A 12,004-nucleotide genomic window follows, 5' to 3' on the forward strand; every position below is an offset into this window, starting at 1 on the left:
CTACCCTTCGCCCACGATCCGCACGTCCCCAACCCCATCAGTCCCCTCGCCCGACGCGACGAACCAGTGCGTCACTTCGCCGTCCGCGATGTCGTCGGCGGGGTCGGCGCCGGTCGGGAGGACCGAGAGGGCGCCGGCGGTGGTGGCGGTGAGGAACTCGTCGACGGCGGGGCGGCCGGCACCGGCGGTGGTGAAGGTGGCCGACTCGTAGTCGATTTCGTTCACCTCGCGCAGGTGTTCGGCGCGGTCGAGGGCCTGGGTTTGGGTCAGGACCGTCGGGGTGCCGTCGGTGAGCAGGACGAAGGCCGGGTGGTCTTCGCCGAGGGGGCGGGCTCGGTCGGTGTAGGAGACGGGGTGGCCCGGGGCGGCGGTGAGTTCGGCCGCGATCTCGGGATCTGTCGGGTCGAGACCCGGCAGGCCGTCGGTCGTACCGATGACGAAAGCCGCTCCGGCGGAACGGATCTCGTCAGTGGTCAAGCCGGTGGCGAAGAGCAGGGCGGCGCCTGCCTTCTGGACCGCCCAGGCCGCCACCACGGAATCCACCGAACGCGGCAGCGTCACCGCGACCACGTCACCGGGGCCGACCTCGCGGGCGATGAGCAGTCGCGCCAGCTGCGAGGACCGGCGGTCCAGCACCTGGAAGGCGATCTCCTCGTCGCCGGCGAGCAGCGCGGGCGCCTGCGGATCCTCTTCGACCACCTCGGCCAGCACCTTGGCGACGGTGCGGGCGCCGACCCGGCCGACCGGTTCCGGTGCGGCCGTCGCGGCGGCGATCCCGGAGTCGGCGAGCAGGCGGGCCCGCTCCCCGGCATCGAGGATGTCGATATCGCCGACGAGTCCGGCCGGGTCGCCGACGAGTGCGTCGAGCACCCGCTGCAACCTGGTGGACAGCACCTCGACCTCTTCGGCGGTGAACCGGCTGCGCAGGTACTTCAGCGTCAGCTCGATGGTCGACTCGGCCGTCACCAGCAGCGTCAGCGGGTAGTGCGTGGCGTCGTTGACGCCGACACCGGTCACCGACATGCCGTCGATGGAGCTGGCCGCCGAAATGGCTTCCTTGTCCATCGGATACGACTCGAACACCAGCAGCGTGTCGAACTGCGAGGCCGGGCCGGCCACCCGCTGGATATCGGTCAGCCCGACGTAGTGGTGGTCGAGCAGGTCGGCCTGCTCGTGCTGCAAACCTTCCAGCAGTTCGCCGACGTTCTGCCGATCATCGATGCGCACCCGCACGGGCAGCGTATTGATGAACAGGCCCACCATCGACTCCACGCCCGGCAGCTCCGCGGGACGACCCGACACCGTCGCGCCGAACACCACGTCGGCGCGGCCGGTGAGCCTGCCGAGCAGGATGCCCCACGCGGCCTGCACCAGCGTGTTCACCGTGACGCCGAGTTCGGCGGCGTGCTTGGTGAGCTTGCGGGTGCGGTCGGCGTCGATCTCGGTGATCAGCTTGCCGATGGCGTAGTCCTCGGTGCCGCGCGGCTGCGGCGCCAGCTGGGTCGGCTCGCCGAGACCGTCGAGCGCCCGGGCCCAGGCCCGCAGCGATTCCTCGCGGTCGCGTCCGGCCAGCCAGCCGAGGAAGTTGCGGTAGGAGGCCACCCGCGGCAGCGCGGTCTGATCGCCGCGCACCGCGTACAGCACCAGCAGATCCCGCATGAGCAGCGGCATGGACCAGCCGTCGAGCAGGATGTGGTGGGTGGTGATCGCCAGATGCCACTGGGTCTCGCCGGTGCGGAACAGGGTGAACCGCATCAGCGGCGGCACCGCCATATCGAAGTGCGTGGCCTGATCGGCGGCGATGCGGCGCTGCAACTCGCCGAGGCGTTCGGCCTCGGGCAGCTCGCGCAGATCCACCTCGGTCCACGGCGCCTCGACCTTGTCCAGCACCACCTGGACCGCCTGCCCTGACGAATCGGTGACGAAGGCCGTGCGCAGGTTCGGGTACCGGTCGATGATGCCCTGCGCCGCGGCCCGCAGCCGCGAAACATCCAGGCTGCCACCGAGATCCACCACCGCTTGCATGGTGTAGACGTCGACGGTGGCTTGGGTCATCAGCGCGTGGAACAGCAGACCGGACTGCAGCGGCGACAGCGGCCACACCTCGGTCAGCGCCGGGAACTCGCGCTCCCACTGCTCCAGATCGCTCTGGCCGACGTGCACCAGCGCCATATCCGACGGCGTGAAACCACCGGCGTCCGGACGACGGGCATGGGCGGCGAGCGCCTCGAGCGCGGCCACCCACAGGTCGGCGAACTCGCGCACCTGTTCGCGGGTCAGCAGCCCGGACGGGAACGCCAGCGACGCGCCCAGCTCCGGTCCGTCCGCGCCGTCGGTGACGATGGCGTTGATGTCGAGCACCGCGTTGGCGGGCATATCCCGGTCCATCTCGACATCGAGGCGGCCGAGATCGTCCACCGGCACCCAGCCGACCTCGGTGAGTTCCTCGGGGATCTCCCCGGCCGACATCCGGCCCAGGTAGTTGAAGCTGATCTGGCCGGTGGAGCCGCCGGCGAGCTGCGCGCCGGTCTCGTCGTTGAGGTAGCGCAGCATGCCGTAGCCGAGGCCCTTGTCCGGCACCGCGAGCAGCTGCTCCTTCACCGACTTGACGATCGCGCCGAGCGCGGCGCCGCCGGCGAAGGCGTCGTCGAGATCGGCCTCGCCGAGCGCCAGCCGCACCGGGTAGGCCGCGGTGAACCAGCCGACCGTGCGCGACAGATCCGCGCCCGGCACGACCTCTTCCTCACGACCGTGCCCCTCGAGCTTGATCAGCGCCGCATCGCCACCGCGCCAGCGCGCGACCGCCATGGCCAGCGCCGACAGCAGACCGTCGTTGACACCGCCGCGGTACAGGCTCGGCACCGCGGTGAGCACGGCGTCGGTGACCTCGGCCGACAGCGACACCTCGACCCGCTCCACGGTGGCGAAGGTGTCGACCTCCGGATCGAAGGCCCGCGCACCCAGCTGCGGATCGGGCGTGGCGGTGACTTCCTGCCAGAACGGCAGTTCCGCCACCCGCTCGGCGTCGGCGGCCGCGTCGACCAGGCTGTGCGCCCAGCGCCGCATCGAGGTGCCGTTGGCAGGCAGGCTCACCGGCTGACCGGCGGCCAGCTGCGACCACGCCACCGCGAAGTCCGGGATCAGGATGCGCCAGGACACACCGTCGACCACGAAGTGGTGGGCGACGATCAGCAGCACATCGCGCCGCTCGCCGTCGAAGGCGAACCAGACGAACTGCGCCATCGCGGCACCGGCCGGATCCAATCGGCCCAGGGCGGCATCGAATTCGGCGGTGGCCAGCTCGGTGAGTCCGGCCTCGCTGATGTCGGCGGGCGCGTCGACCCGGTGCACCAGCGCGTCGACGTCGACGGCACCGCGTTCCAGCGCCTCGAACGTCCAGCCGGAATCGTTGCGGCGCAACCGCGAACGCAGCACATCGTGGTGGTCGAACACCGCCGCGATGGTGGCGACGAGGGTCGGCCGGTCGATGCCGTCGGGCAGGCGCAGCGCCATGGACTGCGAGAACCGGTCGAACGAGGAGCCGCCCGACAGGATCTGCGCCATGATCGGCGTCAGCGGGATCTCGCCGACTCCGCCGCCGGGCAGTTCCTCGAGGCTGATCTGACCGGGCGCCGCGCCGAGCGTGGCGACCTCGGCCAGCGAGGCCACACTGCGCCGCTCGAAGACATCGCGCGGGGTGAACACCACGCCACGAGCCTTGGCCCGCGACACCAGCTGGATGGACAGGATCGAGTCACCGCCGAGGGCGAAGAACGAATCGTCCACACCGATCTGGTCCACGCCGAGCACCTCGGCGAACACCTCGGCGATGATCGCCTCGACCTCGGTGACCGGCGCCCGGAATTCACGCGGCGCGAGCTGCGGTTCCGGCAGCGCCTTGCGGTCCAGCTTGCCGACCGGGGTCAGCGGGATCTCGTCGAGCACCACGATCGCCGACGGCACCATATGCGGCGGCAGCGAACGCGCGACGAACTCGGTGAGCCGCTCGGTGTCGATCTCGTGGCCCGGGGTCGCGAGCACGTACGACACCAGGATCGTCGCGCCCGCCTCGGTTTCGCGGCCGAGCGTGATCGCGAACTCCACGTCCGGATGCCTGCCGAGCGCGGTGTCGATCTCCCCGAGCTCGACGCGGAAGCCGCGGATCTTCACCTGGAAGTCCGAGCGGCCGACGTAGTCGAGTTCCCACTTCACCGACTCCACAGCCGCATTACCCGCGCGCAGTTCCGGCTCGGCGTACCAGCGCACCACGTCACCGGTGCGGTACATGCGCGCACCCTCGCTGCTCCACGGGTTGGCCACGAACCGGTCCGCGGTGAGGTCGGGGCGGTTGTGGTACCCGCGTGCCAGCGCGCCACCGGCCAGGTACAGCTCACCGGCCACACCCGGCGGCACCGGGTTCAGGCGGGCGTCGAGCACCAGCGCGGTCATGCCGTGCACCGGGAAACCGATGGTGACATGGCTGCCCGCGGTCAGCCGCGCGTAGGAGGAGATGATCGTCGTCTCGGTGGGACCGTAGGCGTTGAAGTACTTACGGCCCGGCTCCCACTTGGCCAGCAGTTCCTGGGTGGTGACGTCACCACCGACGGAGACGACCTCGAGTTCGTCCAGGCCCTCGGGATCGACCGTGCCGAGCACCGCGGGCGTGATGACGGTGTGCGTCACCCGTTCGGCACGCAGCAGTTCGGCCAGGTCCGGCCCGCCGATGATGTGCGACGGCACGATGACCAGCGTGGCGCCGGTGTAGTGGGTGACCACCCACTCCAGCACCGACGGGTCGAAGCTCGGCGAGCAGATGTGCAGGAACCGGTGATGCGATTCCAGGTGATACAGATCCGCCGCCACATCGGCCAGGCCACCGATACCGGCGTGGGTGACCATGACGCCCTTGGGCAGACCGGTCGAGCCGGAGGTGTAGATGACGTAGGCCGGATGACGCATGGCCAGCGAGCTGATCCGGTCGTCATCGGTGACCGGCGCGCTGGACTGCGCGTCGATCAGCTCGTCGGTGACCGGATCGTCCAGGCACAGCCACTCGACCTCGCGCGGCAGCCGGTCCAGGTACTGGTGCGCGGTCAGGCCGAGCACGGCACCGGAATCGTTGACCATGTGCCGCATCCGGTCTTCCGGATACGACGGGTCGACCGGCACGTGCGCGCCGCCGGCCTTGGCCACCGCCCAGAACGCGGCCACCATCTCGTAGGAGCGCGGGAACGACAGCGCGACGATGCGCTCCGGCCCGACCCCGCGGTCGATCAGCACCCGCGCCAGGCGCGAGGAGTACTCGTCGAGTTCGCGGTAGGTGATGGAGCGGCCCTCGTAGCGCACCGCGATCTGGTCCGGGTTGATCCGGGCGCCGTGGGTGAGCAGATCCGGCAGCAGGCCGGTGGCCATCACGTCTTCGCCGTGCACGTGGGTGAGCAGCTCGTATTCGGCGTCGGCCAGGATCGGCAGATCGCCCACCGGCTGCTGCGGTGCGGCGGTGATGGATTCGAGCAGCCTGGTGAAGCGCTGCGCGAACACCTCGACAGTGGCGTCGTCGAACAGGTCACGCGCGAAGGAGAATTCGGCGTACATGCCGGCGCCGTCGTCACCCGCGGCCTCGCGGATGGTCAGCGACAGATCGAACTTGGCGGTGTCGACGTCGAAATCGACGGCCTCGACGTGCAGGCCGGGCAGCTCGAAGCTGGTGTCCGGCAGGTTCTCGAACGACAGCGCCACCTGGAACAGCGGATGGCGCGCGGTCGAACGCTCCGGGTTGAGCAGTTCCACCAGCCGCTCGAACGGCAGATCCGCGTGCGCGAAGGCTTGCAGGTCGGCGTCCTTGGTGGCGGCGAGCAGCTCCCCGAAGGTGAGCTCGCCGCGCACATGCGAGCGCAGCACCAGCGTGTTGACGAACATGCCGATGACGTCGTCGAGTTCGGCCTCACCGCGACCGGCGACCGGGGTGCCGATGGCGATGTCGTCGGTGCCGGACATGCGGGCAAGGAACACCGCGAGCGCGGCGTGCACGACCATGAACATGGTCGCGTTCTGCTCCCTGGCCACCTCGGCCAGCTTGCGATGCAGCTCGGCCTCGATCGGGAACACCACGCGGCCACCGGCGAACGACTGGGCCGTTGGCCGGGTGCGGTCGGCGGGCAGGTTCAGCTCGTCGGGCAGTCCGGCCAGCGCGGCGCGCCAGTAGTCGGCCTGCTGGCTGATCAGGCTCTCCGGATCCGATTCCGAGCCGAGCACCTCGCGCTGCCAGATGCTGAAGTCGGCGTACTGCACCGGCAGCGGCGCCCAGCCCGGTTCTACACCGTTCGCGCGGGCGGCGTATGCCACCATCACGTCGCGGGTGAGCGGACCCATGGACCAGCCGTCGGCGCTGATGTGATGGGCGACGAACACGAGCACGTAATCGGCGTTGTCCACCTGGAACAGCTTGGCGCGCAACGGCACTTCCACCGTCACGTCGAAGCCCGCCGAGATCACCTCGACGATCCGCTCACGCAGTTCCGCCGCACCAACCGCGACCGGCGTCAGGTCCGGCACCGCCTGATCGGCGGGCAGGATCACCTGATGCGCGGCGCCGCCCTGTTCGGGGTAGACGGTGCGCAGGGTCTCGTGCCTGCCGACGACATCGGCGACGGCCAGCTGCAACGCATCCACATCGAGGTCGCCGCTCAGCCGCACCGCGACCGGGATGTTGTTGACGGCCGAGGCGGTGTCGAACTGGTTGAGGAACCACATCCGCTGCTGTGCCAGCGACAGCGGCACCTGCTCCGGGCGCGGACCCGCGACCAGCGCCCGGCGGCCACCGGCGCCGGCATGCTGCTCGACCTTGACCGCGAGCCCGGACACGGTGGACGCCTCGAACAGCGTCCGCACCGGAACCCGAGCGTCCAGCGCCGCACCCAACCGGGCCGCGACCTGCGTGGCCAGCAGCGAGTTACCGCCGAGGGCGAAGAAGTCGTCGTCGGCACCGACCCGCTGCAACCCGAGGACCTCGGCGAACACACCGGCCGCGATCTCTTCGATCGGGGTCGACGGCGCACGGAATTCCTGGACCTCGAACTCCGGCTCCGGCAGCGCCTTGCGGTCGAGCTTGCCGTTGACGTTCAACGGCAGCGCGTCCAGCACCACGAACGCAGAGGGCACCATGTACGACGGCAGGGCCGCCGTCAGCGCCGACTTCACCTGCGCCACCTCGAGACCGCCGTGCTGCCGTTCCAGCCCGACCTCGTCCACCTGTGTGGCCGCGCCCGCCGACGGCACCAGGTAGGCCACCAGGCGATCGCCGGTGCGCGGATCGGACTTGGCCACCACCGCGGTCTGCGCGACCTCGGGCAACGCCAGCAGCGCCGCTTCGATCTCGCCGAGCTCGATGCGGAAACCACGGATCTTCACCTGGAAGTCGGTGCGGCCCCGGTACTCCAGCTCGCCGTGGCGGTTCCAGGCCACCAGGTCACCGGTGCGGTACATGCGTTCGCCGGTGCCGAAGGGGTTGGCCACGAACCGTTCCGCGGACAGGTCCGCGCGGCCGAAGTAGCCGCGGGCCAGCTGCGCGCCGGCCAGGTACAGCTCACCGGCCACACCGTCGGGCACCGGGTTCAGGCGGGCGTCCAGCACGTAGACCTGGCTGTTCCACTGCGGCACACCGATCGGCACCGAGGCGATATCGGCCGCGCCGACCCGGTGGGTGGTGATCGAGACCGCGGCCTCGGTCGGGCCGTAGAGGTTGAACAGCTCGGTGCGCGGATGCGACTCGCGCAACCGCTGGGCCAGCGAACCGGGCAGTGCTTCACCGATGGCCAGCACCCGCCACAGCGAATCCGGCAGCTCACCGGTCAGCAGCGCGTCCAGCATGGACGGCACCACGTGCAGGGTGGTCACCCATTCGCGGGCCATCAGCTCGTTCAGGTACGCCGGGTCGCGGTGGCCGTCGGGCGCGGCGATGACCAACCGGCCACCGCAGACCGCCGCCGACCAGAACTCCCACACCGACAGGTCGAAGGTCGCCGCCGTCTTCAGCAGCACCGCGTCCGCGGCGTCGAGCCCGAATTCGGCCACCTTGTACTGCAATTGGTTCGCGATGGCCGCATGCGGTACCGCGACACCCTTGGGGCGGCCGGTCGAACCGGAGGTGAAGATCACGTAGGCGGTGTGCTGCGGCAGCAGCGGCGCCACCCGCTCGGCGTCGGTGACCGGCGCATCGCTGAGTGCGGACAGGTCCAGCTCGTCGAGCGAGATGACCGGCGCCGCATCCGAATCGAACTCGGCGTCGGCGTTGGTCAGCACGCACACCGGCGCGGCCGTCTCCAGGATGTAGCCGGTGCGCTCGGCCGGCTGATCCGGATCCAGCGGCACATACGCGCCACCGGACTTGGTCACCGCGTACATGGCGACCACCAGATCCACCGAACGCCGCAGCGCCAGCGCCACCCGAGACTCGGGACCGACGCCGAGCGAGATCAGGTGCCGCGCAAGGCGATTCACCTTCGCGTCGAGTTCACCGTAGGTGAGCTGGGTGCCGTCGTCGGTGACCAGCGCGACCGACTTCGGCGCCGCCGCCACGGTCGCGTCGAGCAGCGAGACCAGTGTGGCCTCGGTGTCGACCCGATGCTCGGTGGCATTGCGGCCCGCCACCAGATGGCTGCGCTCGGCACTGTCGAGCAGTTCGATATCGCCGACCGGGGTGCGCGGCGCGGCGACGATCTCACCGAGCAGGCGGGCGAACCGGTCGACGAAGCCCTGCACCGTGCCGTGATCGAACAGATCGGTGGCGTAGGTGAAGAAGCCGGTGATGCCGGCGGGTTCACCCGCGTCGCCGTAACGGTCGGTGGCGATCAGGTGCAGATCGAACTGCGAGAGCTGGGTGTCGATATCCAGCCCCGACACCGCGAGCCCGGGCAGTTCCAGGCTGGCCTGGGCCAGGTTCTGGAACGACAGACCCACCTGGAACAGCGGGTGCCGTGCGGTCGAGCGCACCGGGTTGAGCACCTCGACCAGGCGCTCGAACGGCACGTCGGCATTGGCGAAGGCCTGGATGTCGATATCGCGCTGCCGGTTGAGCAGCTCGGTGAACGGCTCGCCGGCGTCCACGCGGGTGCGGAACACCAGCGTGTTGACGAACATACCGATCAGGTCGTCGAGCACGGCCTCACCGCGACCCGCCATCGGGGTGCCGATGGCGATGTCGTCGGTGCCCGACAGCCGCGACAGCAGCACCGCCAGCGCGGTGTGCACGACCATGAACAGCGTCGCGCCCTCGGCGCGGGCCAGTTCGATCAGCGCGCGATGGGTGCCGGCGTCGACGTGCAACTCCACCTTGCCACCGGCGAAGGACTGCACGGCCGGACGCGGACGGTCCGACGGCAGATCCAGCTGGTCGGGCAGATCGGCAAGCGCCTCGGCCCAGTAGGCGACCTGCTTGGCGGCCAGCGACTTCGGGTCGTTCTCGTCACCGAGCAGTTCGCGCTGCCAGATGCTGTAGTCGGCGTACTGCACCGCCAGCGGCGCCCAGTTCGGCGCCTCGCCGCCCGAGCGGGCCGCGTAGGCGGTCATCAGGTCCCGAGTCAGCGGGCCGACCGAGGAACCGTCACCGGAGATGTGGTGCACGACCATGGCCAGCACGTATTCGCTACGCGGGGAACCGTTCTCGTCCGCGACCTGGAACAGCGCCAACCGCATCGGCACCTCGGTGGTGACATCGAAGAGGGTCGAGGTCAGCTCCACCACGGCGGCTTCGATCTCCTCCGCCGCGATCACCCGCACGTCCAGGCGCGGGATCGCCCGGTTCGGCGGCAGGATCACCTGCACCGGACCGCTGTCGTACTGCGGGTAGACCGTGCGCAGGATCTCGTGCCTGGTGACCAGGTCCGCGATGGCGGCGCGCAGTGCCGCGATGTCCAGATCGCCGCTCAACCGCACCGCGATCGGCACGTTGTAGGCGGCCGAATCGGTGTCGAAGCGGTTGAGGAACCACATCCGCTGCTGCGCCAGCGACAACGGAATCTCCGCCGGACGCGGGCCGGCGACCAGCGCCTTGCGCCCGCCCGCTTCGGCGTGCTGCTCCACCCGCACCGCGAGCGCGGCCACCGTGGACGCCTCGAACAGCAACCGAACCGGCACCCGGGTGTCGAGCGCCTCGCCCAGCCGGGCCGCCACCTGGGTGGCCAGCAGGGAGTTACCGCCCCAGGCGAAGAAGTCGTCGTCGAGGCCCAGACGCTTGTCTTCGGAATCCGGGCGGTCCGCGATCCGCAGCACCTCGGCGAACACATTCGCCACGATCTGCTCGATCGGGGTGACCGGCGCGCGGAACACCGCCTTCTCGAAGGTGGGCTCCGGCAAGGCCTTGCGGTCCAGCTTGCCGTTGGCATTGAGCGGCAGCGCGTCGAGTTCGACCACCACCGACGGCACCATGTACGACGGCAATTCGGCCGCCAGCGCCGCCTGCAACTGCCGCTGCTCGATCGCACCGCCGCCGGAGACCACATAGGCCACCAGCCGGTCACCGATGTTCGGATCGGTGTGCGCGAGCACCGCGGCAGCGGTGATGTTCGGCTGACGTAGCAGCGCGGCCTCGATCTCGCCGAGCTCGATGCGGAAACCACGGATCTTCACCTGGAAGTCGGTGCGGCCCCGGTACTCCAGCTCGCCGGCGTTGTTCCAGGCCACCAGGTCACCGGTGCGGTACATGCGCTCGCCCGTGCCGAACGGATCCGCGACGAAGCGATCGGCGGTCAGGTCGGCACGGCCGAAGTAGCCGCGCGCGAGCTGGGTGCCCGCCAGGTACAGCTCACCGGACACACCCACCGGCACCGGCCGCAGCCTGGCGTCGAGTACGTAGACCCGGCTGTTCCATTCCGGCGCACCAATCGGCACCGACAGCTCGTCGGCCGGGGTGACGCGGTGGCTGGTGATCGACACCGCCGCCTCGGTCGGGCCGTAGAGGTTGAACAGCTCGGTGCTGTTACCCGCGAGGAAGCGCTGTGCGGTCGCGGCGGGCAGCGCCTCACCGATGGCCAGCACCCGGCGCAGGCTCGCGGGCAGAGCTGCGCCGGACTCGGTGAGCAGCGCGTCCAGCATCGACGGCACCACATGCAGCGTGGTGACGCCGGTGCCGCGCATGAGCTCATTGAGGTAGGACGGATCGCGGTGCCCGTCGGCGGTGGCGATCACCAGACGCCCACCGCAGACGGCGGCGGTCCAGAACTCCCACACCGACAGGTCGAAGGTGGCGGCCGTCTTCAGCAGGATCGCGTCGTCGGCGCCGAGCGCGTATTCGGCCGTCTCCCACAGCAACTGGTTGACGATCGCGCGGTGCGGCACCGCCACGCCCTTGGGCTGACCCGTCGAACCCGAGGTGAAGATGACGTAGGCGGTGTGCGCCGGGGTCAGCTCCCCGCGTCGTTCGGCGGCCGCCACCGGTGTGGCGGCGAATCCGGACAGGTCCAGCTCGTCGATCCGCACGGAATCGGCGGCGCCGGTGCGGAAATCGTCGCGCGCGGTGGTCAGCACGCAGACCGGTGCCGCGGTGGCGAGGATGTAGTCGGTGCGCTCGGCCGGCTGATCCGGGTCGATCGGCACGTAGGCGGCACCGGCCTTGGCGACCGCGTACATGGCGGTCACCAGATCGGCGCTGCGCCGGATGGCCAGCGCGACCCGGTCCTCCGGTCCGACACCACGTCCGATGAGGTAGCGGGCCAGAAGGTTGACCTGCTGATCCAGCTCCGCGTAGGTGATTTCGCGGATTCCCGTGGGCTCGTCGGCGACCAGCGCGACGGCCTCGGGGGTCGCCGCGACGGTCGCATCCAGCAGCGAGACCAGCGTGGCCGACGCGTCGACCTCGTGCACGGTGTCGTTCCACTCGGCGACGATGCGCTCGGTCTCCGCCGGTGCCAGCAGATCGATCTCACCCACCGGCACGGACGCGTCCGCGACCACGGCATCGAGCACCCGCACGAAGCGATCCGCGAAGCCCTGCACCGTCGCCTCGTCG

The 12,004-nt window shown here is 70.1% G+C and carries 1 protein-coding gene (running past one end of the window); it reads right to left on the minus strand.

Features of this window, described 5'->3' with window-relative positions; translation table 11 throughout:
* Positions 1–12,004 carry the final stretch of a non-ribosomal peptide synthase/polyketide synthase gene (locus NOCYR_RS23965; protein ID WP_014353003.1) on the minus strand. The gene runs 31,685 nt beyond the window's last position, so only the last 12,004 of its 43,689 coding nucleotides appear in the window; the start codon falls outside the window, past its right edge — the gene reads right to left on this strand; the stop codon is at positions 1–3.

The sequence above is a fragment of the Nocardia cyriacigeorgica GUH-2 genome (assembly GCF_000284035.1).
Classification (GTDB): Bacteria; Actinomycetota; Actinomycetes; order Mycobacteriales; family Mycobacteriaceae; genus Nocardia; species Nocardia cyriacigeorgica_B.